This window comes from Mesorhizobium sp. CNPSo 4688, assembly GCF_057784295.1.
Window position 1 is genome coordinate 211,464 of sequence record NZ_JBWLUY010000002.1, and the last position, 18,356, is coordinate 229,819.

The window sequence follows — 18,356 nt, forward strand, 5'->3', positions numbered from 1 at the left end:
CGACGAGGAGAGGTTTTGGCACTGGCTGCCGGCAGTACGACACGTCTGTGGACGCTTGTCGCCAAGGAGTTTTGGCGCAAGACGCGCCGGCGCCTGCGGGCAGGGCCAGTCTATCGCTGGCGCTATTCCGGACGCACGCCGGAGCGCGTCCTGATTGCGCCGCCGGATCTCAGGCTCGCCGACCCGCAGATCGCGCTCGAAATCTATTACGGTCGCTATCCGCTGTCGGGCCATCTGGTCGAGACCGGCGGCAAATCGCCGTTCCAGATCGACGTTGCCAATCGTGGTTGGGTGAAAACGCTGCACGGTTTCCGCTGGCTGCGTCACATGCGCGCCGCCGGCACCGAGCTGGCCGCAGCCAACGCCCGCGCGCTGGTTTCCGACTGGATCGCCATGCACGGCAACCAGATATCCGGCATCGCCTGGGAGCCCGGGACCACCGCCAAGCGCGTCATCGCCTGGCTGCAACATTCCTCGGTTGTCCTACAAGGGGCCGAGTTTCCGTTCTATCGCGCCTTCCTGAAATCGCTCGCTGTGCAGATCCGCTATCTGCGCTCGATGGCGCGCGAAATGCCGGACGGCAAGGACAGGCTGCGCACCCGCATCGCGCTTGCCTTCGCCGCGCTCTCGCTGCCGGCGCCGGCCTCGGCATTGCGCGGCGCCACCCGCAATCTGGCGGAAGAACTCGACCGCCAGATCCTTCCCGACGGCGGCCATATTTCGCGCAATCCGATGGCCGTGCTCGAACTGCTCGCCGACCTTTTGCCGCTGCGCCAGACCTACGCCAACCAGGCCGAAACGCCGCCGGCAGCGCTGATGGGTGCCATCGACCGCATGCTGCCGGCGCTGCGCTTCTTCCGTCACCAGGACGGCAGCCTCGCCCGCTTCAACGGCATGGGCGCAACCATCCACGACCGCATCGCCACCATATTGCGCCATGACGACACCGCCGGCGCACCGCTGCTGCATGCACCGCATTCCGGCTATGAGCGGCTGTCGATGGGCGGCGTGACCGTCATTGCCGATACCGGCGCGTCGCCGCCCATCGACGTCTCCAACGCTGCGCATGCCGGCTGCCTCGCCTTCGAACTGTCCTCGGGCCGCCAGCACTATGTCGTCAATGCCGGTATCGACACCTATGGCGCCGCCGAATTCCGGCCGCTGGCCCGCGCCACGGCGGCGCATTCGACCGCCACCATCAACGACACCTCGTCGGCGCGTTTTTCCCATTCGCTGCGCGTCAACGACCTGCTCGGCACGCCATTGCTCGGCGGCCCGCAGCATGTGCCGTGCAAGCGCATCGACCAGAAGGGCGCGCAAGGCTTCATCGCCCGCCATGACGGCTACGTCCAGCGCTTCGGCTTCCAGCATGAGCGTGAGCTGAAACTGTCGAGTGAGGGCAATGTGCTTGCCGGACGGGACCGCTTCCTGCGCCCCGGCGGTGCGGCGATCCGCAACAATGGCCGCGACTTCGTAGTGGTGCGCTTCCACATACATCCCGACATCAACCTTTTGCAGGACGAGCATGACCGACTGGTGCTGACCGCCGACCAGGCCGACACCTGGGTGTTCACCTGCACCGAGGTGGCGCCGGAGGTGGAGGAATCGATCTATTTCGCCGGCCTCGGCGGTCCGCGCCGCAGCCGCCAGATCGTGCTTGCCTTCAAGGCCTCGGAGATTGCCGAGGTCCATTGGCAGCTGACGCGCACCGGCATCGCCGGCTACCCCGAGAACAACTGAGCGTCGTTGCCGGCACCCGAGCTTCCGGCTTGATTTCCTGACCTCATGTGCTACGGCCCCGCAACGCTCTCCAATCAGCCCTGAAAGGCCGCCAGCCCATGGCCGTCGCCGCCAAGAACATTCCGGCACCCGACCTCGTTCCGGTCCGCCGCGCCCTGCTTTCCGTTTTCGACAAGACCGGCCTGATCGACTTCGCCAAAGGCCTGGCCGCGGCGGGCGTCGAGCTGGTGTCGACCGGCGGCACGGCAAAAGCGATCGCCGAAGCGGGGCTGGCCGTGCGCGACGTTTCCGAGCTGACCGGCTTTCCCGAGATCATGGACGGCCGTGTCAAGACGCTGCATCCGTCGGTGCATGGCGCGCTGCTCGGCGTGCGCGACGATCCGGAGCACTCCAAAGCCATGCACGATCACGGCATCGAGCCAATCGATCTCCTCGTCTCCAATCTCTACCCGTTCGAGGAGGTCCGCCGCTCCGGCGCCGACTATGCGGCGATCGTAGAGAACATCGACATTGGCGGCCCGGCCATGATCCGCGCCTCGGCCAAGAACCACGCCTATGTCGCCATCGTCACCGATCCCGGCGACTACGCCTCGGTGCTCAATGCGCTGGAAATGAACATCGGCTCACTGTCGCTGGATTTCCGCAAGAAGCTGGCGGCCAAGGCCTTTGCCCGCACCGCCAGCTACGACGCGGCAATCTCCGGCTGGTTCGCCGAGACGCTGGAGATCGAGCATCCGACCTGGCGCGCCTTTGGCGGCCGGCTGGAGAGCGTCATGCGCTATGGCGAGAACCCGCATCAGAGCGCCGGCTTCTACGTCAATGGCGACAAGCGGCCGGGAGTCGCCACGGCCCGCCAGTTGCAGGGCAAGCAGCTGTCCTACAACAACATCAACGACACCGACGCCGCCTTCGAACTGGTCGGCGAGTTCGATCCCAACCGCTGCGCCGCGGTGGCGATCATCAAGCACGCCAACCCGTGCGGCGTCGCCGAAGGCGCTTCGCTGACCGCAGCCTATGCAAGGGCGCTGGCCTGCGATCCGGTCTCGGCCTTTGGCGGAATCGTTGCGATGAACCGCATTCTCGATGCAGAGGCGGCCGAGGAGATCGTGAAAACCTTCACCGAAGTGATCATCGCGCCGAACGCCTCGGAAGACGCCGTCCGCATCGTTGCCGCCAGGAAGAATTTGCGCCTGCTGGTCACCGGCGGCCTGCCCGATCCGCGTTCTGCCGGCACTACAGTGAAATCCGTCGCCGGCGGCATGCTCGTCCAGGGCCGCGACAATGCGGTGGTCGACGACCTCGAACTCAAGGTGGTGACCAGGCGCGCCCCAACGGCGGCTGAAATGGCCGACCTGAAATTCGCTTTCCGCATCGCCAAGCATGTCAAGTCGAACGCCATCGTCTACGCCAGGGACGGCGCCACCGTCGGCATCGGCGCCGGCCAGATGAGCCGCGTCGATTCCTCGCGCATCGCCGCCCGCAAGGCGCTCGACGCCGCCGAGGCGGCCGGTCTCGCCGAGCCGCTGACCAAGGGCTCGGTGGTTGCCTCCGATGCCTTCTTCCCGTTCGCCGATGGGCTGATCTCAGCCATCGAAGCCGGCGCCACCGCCGTCATCCAGCCCGGCGGCTCGATGCGCGACGAAGACGTCATCGCCGCTGCCGATGAGCATGGCATCGCGATGGTGTTTACGGGTGTGAGGCATTTCAGGCATTAGCGCTACCTTTACCCTCCCCTCGATGGGTGAGCAGCCAGTTCGCGAAGCGAATTCATCGTGCAGTGGCACGATGAAAGGCCGGTGAACGGCGGGACGCAGCGGAGCAGCGGGGACCCGGCAGGACGGATTCTTATCGCTGGCCGGCCCTTCGCATGGCTCAGGGCGTTCGAAGCTTAAAAAGCCAAGCAATTGGCTTTTTTGTCCGCTCCGCGGACCGCTTCTCGCCCCCACAAGGGGAGGGTAAAGCTCACTCCACCGGCTGATCCGCCGGGTATGGCGTCCAGATCAATATCGCGATCCCCACGCCGAGGAATAGCACGATCGCCGCCATCCCCAGTCGCGCTGAGCCGCTGGCGAGCGTAATCGAGGCCACCATGAACGGCGCCAGGAAACTGGTCGCCCTTCCGGCCAGCGCATAGATGCCGAAATAGCGGCCGGACTCGGCAGCGGTCACGCTACGCGCCATATAGGAGCGCGACGATGCCTGCACCGGCCCGAAGGCCAGCCCGATCAACAAGCCGTAGAAGATGTAGGCCTTTTCCGCCGCCGTGCCAAACAGGCCGCCGCTATCGGCTCCCGGCATCATCCAGGCGCCGAACAGCGTGTAACCAGGCCCGGTCGAAACGATGCCGATGGTGGCGAGGCTGAGCATGACGAGCGAAATCATCACGATCGTCTTGGAGCCGAGCGCGGTGTCGAGACGCGCGGCAACCAGGCAGCCGACGATAGCGACGACATTGAGGATGATGCCGAACATGCCGATCTCGGTGATCGACCAGTGGAACATGGCCGCCGCAAAGGTGCCGCCCAAGGCGAGCAGCGCGTTGACGCCGTCCTGATAGATCATGCGAGCGACAAGGAAGCGAAGGATGCCGCTGCGCTGGCGCACTTCGGTCAGTGTCGACTTCAGCTCCGACAGGCCTTCGCGAACCGCCGGCACGATCGGAATGCCTTTGATGGCGTCCGGCGTGAAGAGGAACATCGGCAGGATGAACAGGAAATACCAGCCAGCCGAAAGCGGCCCGGTGGCGCGCGCGTCCTCGCCGAGTTTCGGGTCGAGCCCGAACAGAGGCTCGATGCCGATGATCGTCTTGCCGGTCTCCGCTGAGCCAGCCAGACAGGTGACGACGAAGATCAGCGCGATCATGCCGCCGAGATAGCCGAGGCCCCAGGCCATATTCGAGATGTGGCCGATCTCGCTCTTCGGCACCAGGCGCGGCATCATCGAATCGTTGAACACGGTCGAGAATTCCGCCGCGACTGAAGCCAGCGAGAAGAACAGCACCACCAGGAACAGGTTCGAGCCGGGAGCGGCGAACCACAGCAGGCAAAGACTGATGATCTTGATCGAGGCGAAGAAGGCGATCCATGGTTTGCGTGGGCCGGTCTGGTCGGCAATCGAGCCGAGGATCGGGGACAGAACGGCGATGACCAGGCCCGCGGCGGCAATGCCATAGCCCCAGGCGGCCTGGCCGCTTTCGGGATCGCTGGCCATGCGCGAGACGAAATACGGGCCGAAGATAAAGGTGGTGACGACGGTGAAAAACGGCTGCGCCGCCCAGTCGAACAGCATCCATCCCCAGATGCCGCGCCCGGATGCCCGCTGCACTGTTTCTACTGCCGCCATGGTTCCCCCGACATCCGCTCCGCCCGTGTCGGGCGCCATGTCTGCATGTTTCGCATTGTCTTGCAAACCACCCAGGTCGGCGCCTCGCCTGCCTGCCGGCATTCTCTCCCGAAGAAAGGCACGACGCCCTACCTCCCCCTTGTGGGGAGTTCGGACCGTAGTGTCCGGGTGGGGGTCGGTGCCGCGCCCCCACCCCGCTGCTTCGCAGCGACCCTCCCCACAAGAGGGAGGGTAAGGCCTCACATCCCCGTCAGATCGCTCATCAGCCCGGACGCAACCGACAACCGCGACACGGTGATGTCGCCGCCTTCGGTCAGAGCCTGCAGGCGTTCGCGGATGCGCGCCACCCGCTCGCCGCCGGCCTCCAGCCAGGCCGCCACCGGGTCCGCCGTGCCGGCATGGCCGGTGAGAGCGGCGACCGCGATGCCGCGTCGCGCCGCGCCGATCGTGTCTGTGGCGCGGGACAGCGCCAGCTGGTCGTAATAGTCCGACGGCGTGATCGACCGCGCCGCGTCCTCGACGCGCGGAATGCGGAAGGCATCGCTGACGGCAAAGAACGCCTTGGCCGCCGCAACGATGTCGGCATTGGCCATGCGCGACGTCAGTGCGATATCGGGGATCAGTTCCGCCAGATCGGCCAGCGCCAGCTTTTCAGCCAGCCTCTCCGGCGCGCCGGCCTTGAACAGGCCGTGCCGCCGCTCCTCGATCCGCTCGCGCGAGAAGGCCGGCAGCAGCGAGACGAGCTTCGGCTCCAGCGCCTTGCGCGCCTCCTGCAATTCGGCGATGCGCTGGCCGAGCGCTGCGGTGCCGGCATCGTTCTTCAGATACCAGCCGCTGGTCACAAAGATAAGCCGGCTGACCGACTGATAGAGGTCGAGCTGCACCTGGCCGTCGATCTGGCTGTCCAGCGCATCGATCTCGCGGTAGAGCGCCGGCAGGGCAAAGCCATCGCGCACCACGGCAAAGGTCCGCACCACGTCGGCGGCGCTGCGCCCCGTGGCTTCCTGCAGCCGGTTGACGAAGGACGGACCGCCGCGATTGACCAGATCGTTGGCGACGACGCGGGCGATGATCTCGCGGCGCAGCCGGTGACCGTGGATCTCGGCGGCGTATTTCTTCGCCATCCGGTCGGGGAAATAGCCCATCAGATCGCGGTCGAAATGCGCGTCGTCCGGCACGTCGCTGGCGACGATGTCGGAAAACAGCACGATCTTGGCATAGGCAAGCAGCACGCCGAGTTCGGCCCGGGTCAGCGGCTCGCCGCGCGCCTCGCGCTCGGCAAGGGCGGCCGGCGACGGCAGTGTCTCGACGGCGCGGTCGAGCAGGCCGCGCGCCTCGAGCGCCGTCATGAAACGGCTCTGATGCGCGATGTCGGCGAGGCCGCGCTTGCGGGCGATCGAAAGCGCCAGCGTCTGTTCGTAATTGTTGGACAGCACCAGCCCGCTGACCTCGTCGGTCATCTCAGCCAGCAATTTGTTGCGGGCCGGCCGGGTCAGCGATCCCTTGCGCATGGCCGACGCCAGCGCAATCTTGATGTTGACCTCGACGTCAGAGCAATTGACGCCACCGGAATTGTCGATGGCGTCGGAATTGCAGCGGCCGCCATTCATGCCGAACTCGATGCGGGCACGCTGCGTAACGCCGAGATTAGCGCCCTCGCCGATCACTTTCGCCCGGACATCGAGCGCTGTGATGCGGATGGCGTCATTGGCGCGGTCGCCGACATCGGCGTTGGTTTCACTGGTGGCCCGCAAGTAAGTGCCGATGCCACCGAACCACAACAGATCGACATTCGCCTTGAGGATGGCGGTCATGATCTCGACCGGAGTCGCGGTGGTCTTGGTGAGGCCGACCGCGGCGGCTGCCGCCGGCGGCAGCGTGATCGACTTCTGGCTGCGCGAGACGATCACGCCGCCTTCCGACAGTTTGGTCTTGTCGTAATCCTGCCAACTCGAACGCGGCAGTGCGAACATGCGCTCACGCTCGGCCATCGACGCCACCCTGTCCGGATCGGGATCGATGAAGATGTCGCGATGGTCGAAGGCGGCGATCAGCCTGGTCTGCGGCGACAACAGCATGCCGTTGCCGAACACGTCGCCCGACATGTCGCCGACGCCGACGACGGTAAAGGGGGAGGTCTGGATGTCGCGGTTCATCTCGCGGAAATGCCGCTTCACCGCTTCCCAGGCGCCCTTTGCGGTGATGCCCATCTTCTTGTGGTCGTAGCCGGCCGAGCCGCCGCTGGCGAAGGCGTCGTCGAGCCAGAAGCCATGCTTCTCCGAGATAGCGTTGGCGGTGTCGGAGAAGGTCGCCGTGCCCTTGTCGGCGGCAACGACGAAATAGGGATCGTCGGGGTCGCGCCTGACAACGCCGGCCGGCGGAATGACGCCGTCGAGGCCGATATTGTCGGTGATCGACAGCAGGCTGGAGACGAAGTTCTTGTAGGCCGAGGTGCCGGCCTCGAAGAGGGCGTCGCGGCTGCCGCCAGCGGGCAGGCGTTTGGGGAAGAAACCGCCCTTGGCGCCGACCGGTACGATAACGGCGTTCTTGACCTGTTGCGCCTTGACCAGGCCGAGCACTTCGGTGCGGTAATCCTGGGCGCGGTCCGACCAGCGCAGGCCGCCGCGCGCCACCGGGCCGAAGCGCAGATGCACGCCCTCGACTTCGGAGCCGTAGACGAAGACCTCGCGCCATGGCCGTGGCGCCGGCAGGCCTTCGACCGCCTGCGAATCGAGCTTGATCGCCAGCGACTGGCCCCTCGCCTTCGTTTCGGCGACGAAATGGTTTGTACGCAGCGAAGATTCGATCAGATTGAGGTAGCGGCGGATGATGGTGTCGTCGTCGATGTTGGGCACCTCTTCCAGGGCGTCCTTGATCTTGGCCTTGAGGTGCTTGGCGGCAACCACGCCTTCCGTCGCGGCCGTCGGGCCGAGGCGGGCGACAAACAGCGCATGCAGGCCGCGCGCAATGTCGGGGTAGCGGTTGAGTGCGGCGGCAATGAAATCCTGGCTCTGCGGGATGCCGGCCTGCTGCAGATAGCGGCCATAGGCGCGCAGGACGGTGACTTCGCTCGACCACAGGCCGGCGGTCTGGGCAAGGCCGTTGTAGCTGTCATTGTCGATATCACCGCGCCACACCGACAGGAAGGCGTCCTCGAACAGCGCCCCGCCACCGGTGAGGTCGATCGGCTTGCCGTAGCTGTTCTCCAACTCCATGTCGTGGACGAAGACCGTGTCGCCGCCATCTTCGCCGACTTCGAACGTTCGCTCGCTGATGACGCGGAAACCGATGTTTTCCAGCACCGGCACCCGCCGCGACAGCGCCACCGGGCTGCCATGATGGTAGATCTTCAGCGCCGCCTGGTGGGGCTTCTGCTCGGCATGCCGGTAGTAATCGATGGCGATCGGATTGGCGTCGCTGATGCTGGCGATGCGCCCGGCATCGGCTAGCGCCACGGCAGCACTGAAGGAATCGCGATAGCTCTCCGGAAACCGCGCGGCGATGGCTTTCAGCGCTTGATCGCTGCCGCCGTCTTCAGCGGCTTCGGCCAGCGCATCGTCCCAGGTGCGCACGATGTCGCGGATAGCCGCCTCGATCGCCGCCTGCTCGACCTTCGGCGTCTTGCCGCCGGAACGGCCGATGATGAAGTGAACACGCGTCAGCCCGCCTTCGGGGAAGGCCGGATAGTAAGCCGACAAACGGCCCTCGAACACCGTCTTGAGATAGGTGCCGATCTTCTCGCGCACGACGCTGTCATAGCGGTCACGCGGCACGAAGACGAGAACAGAGACAAAGCGGTCGAACTGGTCGGCGCGCACCAGCGCCCGCACCCGTGGCCGCTCGATCAGGCCGAGTATGGCTGCCGCGTGCTTCTTCAGGACGGGCACCGGCACCTGGAACAGTTCGTCGCGCGGATAGCTCTCCAAGACGTTGATCAGCGCCTTGCCGGAATGGTCGTGCCGGTCGAAACCGGACTTGGCGATGATGGTCTCAGCCTTCGACCGCAGATACGGGATCTTCATCACCGAGCGCGTGTAGGCGGTCGAGGTGAACAGGCCAACGATGCGCAGTTCGCCGGCAAGCGTGCCCTTGGCGGTGTAGGTCTTGACGCCGATATAGTCGAGATAGATGCGCCGGTGCACCAGCGACTTGGCATTGGCCTTGGTGACGATCAGCGGCTCCGGCCCATGCAGGAAGGCGCGGATCTCGGGCGTCGTCGTCACGGCTTCTGTGCCGCGCCTGAGCACCAGCACGTCGGGGTCGGAGAGGATGCCGAGGCCGGGCTTGTCGGCGCGTTCCAGATTACCGCTCTCCGCGCCGCCGGTGTATTTGAACTCACGCATGCCGAGGAAGGTGAAATTGTCGTCGCGCAGCCACTCCAGGAAGGCGATCGCCTCGGCGACGCTCTTCTTGTCCAATGGCACGGCGGAATAGCGGAATTCGGAAATCGCCTGGTCGAGACGGGCCAGCATCGGCTTCCAGTCGCTGACCGCGGCGCGCACCTGGGTGAGCATCTTGCGCAAGCGATCGGCCAGCGCATTCGCCTGTTCCGCCGTCAGGCGGGGAATGTGGACATGAACGACGCTCAGCCGGTCGTGATTGCCGTCGTCCTTGAGAGCGCTGCCGTCGCCGAGGATCTCGTCGACGCCGGTCTTGCCATGGCGCACCACGATGACCGGATGGGTAACCAAAGTCGGTTCGCCTGATGTCTCGGTGATCTCGCCAAGGATCGAATCGAACAGGAACGGCATGTTGTCGTTGACGACGGTGATGACCGTCATCGGACGGCCTTCGCGGGAGACGCCGGAATCGGTATCGACGGCGACAACACTTTGGCCTTTCTTGTGGACGGCGACGGCCCGTCCCGCCAGATTGGCGGCGCGCTCGAGGTCGGCGGCGTCATAGGCGGCAATGTCTTCGGCCGGCGCGCGAGCCAACAGATAGTCGGCGAGCCTGGGCGACTTCTCGTCAGGCTTCACCGCCGCGCTGGCTTTTTTCTTCGACTTAGCTGCGGATTTCACGCTCGCCATGATGTCCTCCCGTCACATGCTTTTACGACTATGGTAGCAGATGACCGCCGTTTGGCGACAAAGGTTTGACGGCTCGCTAAGAATTGTCGGGAATTCAGGCGGTCAGGCGGCAATGAACGAGGAGGAAGACCCCATGTCCGGCAAAATCAGCGCCCTTGACCTCGGCATCGCGGAGCTCAGCGAGGCGACAAAAGCCTATTTCGCCAAATGCGAGGAAAAGCTCGGCCTGGTCCCCAACGTGCTTCTGGCCTATGCCTTCGACGAGAAGAAGCTGCGCGCCTTTACCGACACCTACAACGATCTGATGTTGGGTGAATCCGGCCTGTCGAAGCTGGAGCGCGAGATGATCGCGGTCGTCGTCTCCTCAATCAACCATTGCTATTATTGCTTGACCGCGCATGGCGCGGCGGTGCGCCAGCTCTCCGGAGACCCCGCGCTGGGCGAGATGATGGTGATGAATTTCCGCGCCGCCAATCTTTCCCCGAAGCAGACGGCGATGCTGGAATTCGCCGTCAAGCTGACCGAAGAGCCGGCAAAGATCGTCGAGGCGGACAGGGCGGCATTGCGCAACGCCGGCTTCAGCAACCGCGACATCTGGGACATCGCCTCGACCGCCGCCTTCTTCAACATGTCCAACCGCGTGGCGGCGGCCATCGACATGCGGCCGAACGACGAATACCACGCCATGGCGAGGTAACCGTGCTTCTATCGCCCAGCCGCGCCGTATTTTAGCGGTCGCGCATCCCCGTTGCTTGTTTGGCGGTTTGGTCAGATGATCGGCACGCGGCGTGACCGCATGCCGGTTCGATGCCGCCGACGAAGGGAGGAGAACATGGCGAAGTTTCTCTACATCTATCACGGTTCCGGCAAGATGCCGGCGAACGAGGCCGATCTAAAGGCGTTGACGGACACCTGGACGGGCTGGTTCGGCAAGCTTGGTTCGGCTGTGGTCGACCGTGGCAATCCGGTTGGCATGTCGAAGACCGTTCTGCCCGGCGGCAAGGTCGAGAACAATGGCGGCAGCAACCCGACTGGCGGCTATTCAATCATCGAAGCGAAAGACATCGACGACGCCACCAGCAAGGCCAAGGATTGTCCGATCCTGATGGAGCCGAACTGCAACGTCGAGATCGCGCCGATCCTCAATATGATGGGTTGACGCGCCGGTTCAGGACCGCGCTGCGATCGCCGCGGCGGCGCCGGCCATCGTCGTGGCGCTGATGCGATTGGCGATCTTCATGGCGCGCTTGCTCTTCAATAGCTTGCGCGCCTGCGATGCCGCGACCACCCAGCCGAGATCGATGGCGATAAGCACCACCGCCATAGTCGCCGTCAGCTCGACCCAGCCGACAATGCTGACCGAAGCGAGGTCGATGATGGTCGGCAGCAGCGCCAGATAGAACATCATGATCTTGGGATTGCCGAGCGTCACCGCCATGCCGGCGAAGAACAGTTTTGCGGGAGAGTCCTCGCGCGGCATCTCGCCTTCCCTGGCGTCGACCGGTGCAGTCCACATCCTCCAGGCGAGGTAAGCAAGGTAGGCGACACCGACCCATTTCACGACCACGAAGGCGAAGTGAAAGGTTTGCGCCACGACGGCCAGTCCGAACACCGCCAGCGACAGCCAGATGCCCTCGCCGATCCACATGGCGAGCAGAAACGGGAACACATCGCGAAAGCCTTTCGAGATGACGCGGGCGACAAGTGCCGCAATCGACGGACCGGGCGAGCCGGCGGCAACGAACAGAGCGGCGGCGAAGATCAGGAGTGAGGTGAGGTGCATGGCGGAGCCTTCAAGCGTTGGAGCGCGAAGGATAGCCGATCAGCCGCAATTTGGAATGGGCCAGAGCTTACGAGAAATTCCAGCGCTCGCACCTTGCCCGCACCGGTGGTTTGAGAAAGGATCGCGGCCATGAAATCGATCGTCATTCACGCCGCGAAAGACCTCCGCATCGAGGAGACCGATCCGGGCACACCTGGCGCCGGACAGGTCGAGATTTCAGTCGAGGCCGGCGGCATCTGCGGCTCGGACCTGCACTATTACAATCATGGCGGCTTCGGCGTCGTGCGCCTGCGCGAGCCGATGATCCTGGGACATGAGGTCGCCGGCACGGTAAGAGCGCTTGGCGCCGGCGTATCCAGCCTCGCCGTCGGCGACCGCGTCGCGATTTCGCCCAGCCGGCCCTGCAATGCCTGCCGCTACTGCCTGCAAGGCATGCAGAACCAATGCCTCAACATGCGCTTTTACGGCAGCGCCATGCCGATGCCGCATATACAGGGCGCCTTCCGCCAGCGCCTGGTTGCCGAGGCCTGGCAGTGCCACAGAATAGCGGATCATGTCTCCATCAACGAAGCCGCCTTCGCCGAGCCCTTTGCCGTGACGCTGCACGCCGTCAACCGCGCGGGCTCGCTGCTCGGCAAGCGGGTGCTGGTCACCGGCAGCGGGCCGATCGGCGCGCTCTGCATCCTGGCCGCGCGCGTCCACGGCGCGCGCGAGATCGTCGCCACCGATGTCATGGACGCCGTTCTGGTCAAGGCCCTTGAGATCGGGGCCGACCGCACCATCAATGTCGCCACCGATGCCGACAAGCTCGCGGCCTACAATGTCGACAAGGGCAGTTTCGACGTGATGTTCGAATGCTCCGGCAACGAGCGCGCGGTGCGGGCGGGGCTCGACGTGATGAAGCCGCGTGGCGTACTCGTCCAGCTCGGCCTCGGCGGCGACATGTCCTTGCCGCAAAACCTCATCGTCGCCAAGGAGGTCGAGATGCGCGGCTCCTTCCGTTTCCACGACGAGTTCGCGCTGGCCGTCGACCTGATCAACAACCGTCGCGTCGACGTCAAACCCCTGCTGACCGGCATCTATCCGATGGACGAGGCGGTTGCGGCGTTCGAGATCGCCGGCGACCGCACCCAATCGATGAAGGTGCAGATCGCCTTCGCCTGAGCATGGCGGAACACCCGCTATGAGCCTTGCCCGCGTGGCATCTTGTCGCTAGAAGAGCCGTCCCGACATTCATTTCGAGCTTCACTTTGCCTCAGTAACCGCCGGTCTCGCCAACTCCCCCTGATCACACCTGGCAGGGCGCCGCATCAGCGGTGTCTGCTTCATTTTCATGTGTTCCTCAGGCGGCGGTTCGAGACCGGTTTGGCACTGCTGAACCGCTGTCGCGTGGGTCCGCCCGTGACACCTGACTTCCTACCATAGCTAGCTCTCGCCACGCCGTGCCCGCATGGGCATCTCGACATCGCCGGCCTGATGAACTTCCCGACGGGAAGGGCTTATCGGCATGTCCGGCACTTTGCGCATCCGCTGGGCGATTGCGCCCGAAATCGCACCTCGACCTCTCATCAACTGCAACCGCTGCGGCGCCGTGAAAGCCTATTGCTGCAGCGACAAATTCCGCGTCAACGCCAATGGCAAGCGCATCGACGTCTGGCTGATCTATCGCTGTGTCGACTGCGACAATTCGTGGAATTTCGGCATTTTCGAACGCTGCAACCGCCGCGACATCGAACCGGCGCTGCTGGCCGCCCTTGAAAGCGACGACCCGGCCCTCGCCCGCCGCCATGCTTTCGATGTCGTGACGTTGCGAAGCCGGGTTGGCCGCGTCGAGGAATTCTCCGACGTCGCCGTTCACAAGCACAGGCTCGGCGACGAAGGCGAATGCGTAACCGCGCTTGAACTCAGGCTTGCGCTTGAAATGCCGACATCGCTGCGGCTTGACCGTTTGCTTGCCGGCGAGCTGGGCATCTCACGGTCGAGGCTTCAGGCGCTGGAGGAGAAGCGATTGCTGGTGGTTGATCCGGAAGGGGCCAAGGCTTTGCGCAAGCCGGCCCGCAACGGCACGACCGTGCTGATTGATCTCGCCGGCGAAGCCGACCGCAAAGCCATTATCTCAGCGGCCAGCGGATAAACGAAAAAGGGGCGAAGCATGTTGGTGCTTCGCCCCGTCCCATATCCGGAAAAATCAGACGATTACGCCGCGCCGACCACTTTCGCAGACTTCTCGAAGCGCTTGCGCTCGTTCGGATCGAGATAGAGCTTGCGCAGGCGGATGGTCTTCGGCGTCACCTCGACCAGCTCGTCGTCCTGGATCCAGGCCAGCGCCCGCTCCAGAGTCATGCGGATCGGCGGCGTCAGCTTGACCGCCTCATCCTTGCCGGCGGCGCGGATGTTGGTCAGCTTCTTGCCCTTCAGCACGTTCACTTCAAGGTCGTTGTCACGGCTATGGATGCCGATGATCATGCCCTGATAGACCTTGACGCCGGGATCGATGACCATCGGGCCGCGGTCTTCCAGGTTCCACATGGCATAAGCGACGGACTCGCCCTGCTCGTTGGAGATCAGCACGCCATTGGTGCGGCCGGGCAGCTCGCCCTTGTAGGCTTCGTAAGCGTGGAACAGCCGGTTCATCACGGCAGTGCCGCGCGTGTCGGTCAACAATTCCGACTGGTAGCCGATCAGGCCGCGTGTCGGCGCGTGGAAGACGATGCGCTGGCGGTTGCCGCCGGAGGGGCGCAGTTCGACCATCTCGGCCTTGCGCTCCGACATTTTCTGCACGACGACGCCGGCATGCTCCTCGTCGACGTCGATGACGACTTCCTCGACCGGCTCCAGCAATTCGCCGTCCTCGCCCTTCTGCATGACGACGCGGGGACGCGACACGGCGATTTCAAAACCCTCGCGGCGCATCGTCTCAATCAGCACGGCCAGCTGCAATTCGCCGCGGCCGGAGACGAAGAACGAATCTTTGTCGGGCGACTCCTCGATCTTCAGCGCCACATTGCCTTCGGCTTCGCGCAGCAGGCGGTCGCGGATGACGCGGCTGGTCACCTTGTCGCCTTCGGTGCCAGCGAGCGGGCTGTCATTGACGAGGAAGGACATGGTCACGGTCGGCGGATCGATCGGCTGCGCATGCAGCGGCTCGCTCACGCTCGGGTCGCAGAACGTGTCGGCGACGGTGCCTTTCGACAGGCCGGCAATGGCGACGATGTCACCCGCCTGCGCCTCTTCGATTGGCTGGCGCTCGAGGCCGCGGAAGGCGAGGATCTTGGAAATACGTCCGGTTTCGATCTGGGTGCCGTCATGGTGCAGCACCTTGACGGCCATGTTGGACTTTAGCGTGCCGCTCTCGATGCGGCCGGTGATGATGCGGCCGAGGAAGGGATTGGCTTCCAGAATGGTGCCAATCATGCGGAACGGGCCGGGATGAACCGTCGGCTCCGGCACATGCTTGATGACGAGGTCGAACAGCGGCGCAAGCTGCTGATCCTTGGGGCCTTCCGGATTTTCTGAGACCCAGCCATCGCGGCCCGAACCGTAGAGGATCGGGAAGTCGAGTTGCTCGTCGGTGGCGTCGAGTGCTGCAAACAGGTCGAACACCTCGTTGACCACCTCGACATGCCGGGCGTCCGGGCGGTCGATCTTGTTGATGACGACGATCGGCTTCAGGCCGACCTTGAGCGCCTTGCCGACGACGAACTTGGTCTGCGGCATCGGGCCCTCGGCGGCGTCGACCAGCACGATGGCCGAGTCCACCATCGACAGGATGCGCTCGACCTCACCGCCGAAATCGGCGTGGCCGGGGGTGTCGACGATGTTGATGCGGGTGTCCTTCCAGTCGACCGAGGTCGCCTTGGCCAGGATGGTGATGCCGCGTTCCTTTTCCAGGTCGTTGGAATCCATGGCGCGCTCGGCGACGCGCTGATTGTCGCGGAAGGAGCCGGATTGCCGGAGCAACTGGTCGACGAGGGTGGTTTTTCCATGGTCGACGTGCGCGATGATCGCGATATTACGAATTTTCATGTTGTGGTCTCGGGAGCGTTGCAGGCAGCAGGCCAAAAGGCGCCGCCTCTTTCGGTTGCGCGGCTCATACAGGGTTTTTCGCAATTGCGAAAGAGGAGGCGCATCACCAAATACTCATCAAATCTTAAGCATCTCGGTGTGAGATGGTTTTGTTAACCAAAGTGGGAACCTTTCGGGGCCCGGGCAGTTCGAAATTCATGACCGACAAACTCAACCGATTTTGGCCACTCATCGCTTCGGTCGCATTCGCTGCCCTGCTGGCGGCCAATGCTGCCCAATCGGCCGCGACGCTGAAGGAAGCCAATCCAGTCTCGCCCTCTGACCAGACGGCCGAGCAGATGTTCGCCGACGCCCCTGATGGCGTCGACCCCGTGGTCACCGGCCCGGTCAGCGCATCCTTCAGGCAAAAGCAGCAGGCCGCCGGCTGCGACAGCGCCGTTTGGCCGAAAATTCCGACGGTTTGCTACCCGGATTGACCGTCGCTTTACCCTCCCCCTTGTGGGGAGGGTCGGCGAGCGGCTTCGCAAAGCGAAGCTGGCGAGACGGGGCGGGGGTGAAGCGCCGGCGTGGGAAGACCCCCACCCCGATCCGCTTCGCGGATCGACCCTCCCCACAAGGGGGAGGGTAAAGAGTGCCTACGCCGACCGCACCGGATCCAGCGTCACCTTGTAGAGCTCGTTATCATCACGATCCATCAGCCGCACCGTAAGCTGCTCGGTCGCGCCTGAAATATCCACCAACCCAAAGAACTGCAGGCCGGCCGATGGCGGCAGGTTCTGGCCCTGTTCGGCGGTCGGCGCCTTAATGAATTTCAGCTCCGGACCGAACGTCATGTCGAGATCGTTGGGGCCGAACGTGCCGGCGTGGATCGGGCCGGAGACGAATTCCCAGAACGGGTTGAAGTCCTGGAACTGCGCCTTGTCGGGGTTGTAGTAGTGCGCGGCCGTGTAGTGCACGTCGGCCGTCAGCCACACCGTGTTGGTGATGCCGGCGTTCTTGATATAGCGCAACAGGTCGGCGATCTCGAGCTCGCGGCCCTTGGGCAGGCCATTGTCGCCATTGCTGACGGCTTCCGCGCCGACCTTCTTGGTGCCGTCATCCCAGACGACGAGGCCGAGCGGCATGTCGGCGGCTATGATCTTCCAGGTGGCCTTGGAATTGGCCAGCTCGCGCTTCAGCCATTTCGTCTGCTGTTCGCCGAGCATACGGGACTCCGGCGTCATGGTGTCCTGCATGTCCGGGCCGTTGGGGCCGCGATAGGAGCGCATGTCGAGGAAGAACACGTCGAGCAGTGGCCCATGGGATATCTTGCGATAGACGCGGCCCGGCTCCGACGGTTCATAGCGGATCGTCGTCATCTCATGGAAGGCGCGCGCCGCACGCGCCGCCAGCACATGGATGGATTTTTCGGTGTAGCGGTTGTCGGCGCTCAAATTCTTTGAATCCGACCAGTTGTTCAACACTTCGTGGTCGTCCCACTGGTAGAAGGTCGGGCAGATGGCGCTCAGGGCGAGAACGTTCTTGTCCATCATGTTGTACTTCCACTGGTCGCGGTACTCGTCCAGCGTCTCGGCCACCTTGCGCTTGCCGTCGATGAGGACGACGTTCTTCCATTTGCCGCCGCCAGGCAGGTCGACCTCATCCTTCATGGCGCCATCGGCATAGATCGTGTCGCCGGAATGCAGGAAGAAGTCGGGCGTGTGCTTGGCGATGGTGGCGTAGGTCTTCATGCCGGTCTCGTCGATGCCCCAGCCCTGGCCGGCCGTGTCGCCCGACCAGGCGAATTTGATGTCGCGCTTCGAGGCGGGTGCAGTGCGGAAGCGCCCGACGATCGGCTCGGAAACGACATTGATGTCGGCGAGGTCAGCGGCCGTCATGCGGTAGAAGATGTCCTGGTCGGCAGCCAAGTCGGTGAGCAGCCGCTTGACCGTAAAGTCGCTGGCCGGCGAGGTATCGAGCGGCGCCAGCCGGGTCGCGTTGGCGAAATTCTCGGTCGACGATATCTCGAACATGACGCGCGAGGGACGGTCGGTGCGCGTCCACACCATACCGCTCGAGGCATCGACGTCGCCGGACTGGACGCCATGGGTAAAGGCCGGGCGCTGGCTGGCGCGCGAATAATAGGGCAAAGCGAGGCCCGATGCGCCGAGGAGACCCGCAGCGCTCGCTGAGGTGACGAAAGCGCGGCGGGTCATCGAGATCTTGTTCATGGCTGTCTCCTGATGGCTTGAACGTCCGCCACCAGCGTCCAGCCTCAATGTTTCAGCTGCATCTCGGAAAGATGAAGTTTTGATAACAATGGACAGGTGATCTCTCCCCCCTCGAGGGGGAGATGTCGCCAAAGGCGACAGAGGGGGTCGCCGCGCGTAGAGCGCTGACCTCCTCCCTTCGCCGCAAGGACGCCTCGCCCGGTCGGACCGACCCCCTCTGGCCGC

General features: G+C 64.2%; 12 protein-coding genes. 7 read left to right on the plus strand and 5 right to left on the minus strand.

The window, feature by feature from the left end; translation table 11 throughout:
- Positions 1 to 15: 15 nt before the first annotated feature.
- Entirely contained in the window at positions 16 to 1,740 is a 1,725-nt protein-coding gene (locus AC04SH_RS04065; protein ID WP_488574024.1) for a heparinase II/III family protein, read from the plus strand.
- Positions 1,741 to 1,838: 98 nt separating this feature from the next.
- Positions 1,839 to 3,455, plus strand: a complete 1,617-nt coding sequence (gene purH / locus AC04SH_RS04070) for a bifunctional phosphoribosylaminoimidazolecarboxamide formyltransferase/IMP cyclohydrolase (protein WP_488574025.1) — start codon at positions 1,839 to 1,841, stop codon at positions 3,453 to 3,455.
- 247 nt (positions 3,456 to 3,702) lie between these two features.
- Here purH and AC04SH_RS04075 read toward each other — a convergent pair whose 3' ends face one another.
- Both AC04SH_RS04075 and AC04SH_RS04080 read right to left on the minus strand, forming a co-directional pair.
- Positions 3,703 to 5,082 (minus strand): MFS transporter, encoded by a 1,380-nt coding sequence (locus AC04SH_RS04075; protein WP_488574026.1) that lies wholly within the window; start codon positions 5,080 to 5,082, stop codon positions 3,703 to 3,705.
- A gap of 239 nt (positions 5,083 to 5,321) precedes the next feature.
- A complete protein-coding gene (locus AC04SH_RS04080) occupies positions 5,322 to 10,112 on the minus strand; it encodes an NAD-glutamate dehydrogenase (RefSeq protein ID WP_488574027.1) in 4,791 nt (1,596 codons plus the stop codon).
- Positions 10,113 to 10,245: 133 nt separating this feature from the next.
- Between AC04SH_RS04080 and AC04SH_RS04085 the strand changes: the two genes are divergently transcribed.
- Both AC04SH_RS04085 and AC04SH_RS04090 read left to right on the plus strand, forming a co-directional pair.
- The gene (locus AC04SH_RS04085) at positions 10,246 to 10,809 is read left to right on the plus strand and encodes a peroxidase-related enzyme (RefSeq protein WP_477235319.1); all 564 of its coding nucleotides are present in this window, start codon (positions 10,246 to 10,248) and stop codon (positions 10,807 to 10,809) included.
- 135 nt (positions 10,810 to 10,944) lie between these two features.
- Complete coding sequence (locus AC04SH_RS04090) at positions 10,945 to 11,271, plus strand: YciI family protein (protein WP_112561310.1); 327 nt, start codon at positions 10,945 to 10,947, stop codon at positions 11,269 to 11,271.
- A 9-nt stretch (positions 11,272 to 11,280) separates the two neighbouring features.
- Here the strand turns inward: AC04SH_RS04090 and AC04SH_RS04095 are convergent, their stop codons facing one another.
- The gene (locus AC04SH_RS04095) at positions 11,281 to 11,895 is read right to left on the minus strand and encodes a LysE family translocator (RefSeq protein WP_488574028.1); all 615 of its coding nucleotides are present in this window, start codon (positions 11,893 to 11,895) and stop codon (positions 11,281 to 11,283) included.
- Positions 11,896 to 12,024: 129 nt separating this feature from the next.
- Here AC04SH_RS04095 and AC04SH_RS04100 point away from each other — a divergent pair, with 129 nt between their 5' ends.
- Together AC04SH_RS04100 and AC04SH_RS04105 are read left to right on the plus strand one after the other, a co-directional pair.
- On the plus strand, positions 12,025 to 13,059 hold the full coding sequence (locus tag AC04SH_RS04100; RefSeq protein ID WP_488574029.1) for an L-idonate 5-dehydrogenase: 1,035 nt from the start codon (positions 12,025 to 12,027) through the stop codon (positions 13,057 to 13,059).
- A 343-nt stretch (positions 13,060 to 13,402) separates the two neighbouring features.
- On the plus strand, positions 13,403 to 14,029 hold the full coding sequence (locus AC04SH_RS04105; protein WP_488574030.1) for a DUF1062 domain-containing protein: 627 nt from the start codon (positions 13,403 to 13,405) through the stop codon (positions 14,027 to 14,029).
- Between the two features lie 62 nt (positions 14,030 to 14,091).
- Here the strand turns inward: AC04SH_RS04105 and typA are convergent, their stop codons facing one another.
- Positions 14,092 to 15,921: a translational GTPase TypA gene (gene typA, locus AC04SH_RS04110; protein WP_488574031.1), complete on the minus strand. Its 1,830-nt coding sequence runs from the start codon at positions 15,919 to 15,921 to the stop codon at positions 14,092 to 14,094.
- A gap of 197 nt (positions 15,922 to 16,118) precedes the next feature.
- Here typA and AC04SH_RS04115 point away from each other — a divergent pair, with 197 nt between their 5' ends.
- The gene (locus AC04SH_RS04115) at positions 16,119 to 16,397 is read left to right on the plus strand and encodes a hypothetical protein (protein WP_488574032.1); all 279 of its coding nucleotides are present in this window, start codon (positions 16,119 to 16,121) and stop codon (positions 16,395 to 16,397) included.
- Positions 16,398 to 16,556: 159 nt separating this feature from the next.
- Here AC04SH_RS04115 and AC04SH_RS04120 read toward each other — a convergent pair whose 3' ends face one another.
- Positions 16,557 to 18,131, minus strand: a complete 1,575-nt coding sequence (locus AC04SH_RS04120; RefSeq protein WP_488574033.1) for an alkaline phosphatase D family protein — start codon at positions 18,129 to 18,131, stop codon at positions 16,557 to 16,559.
- Positions 18,132 to 18,356: the final 225 nt, after the last annotated feature.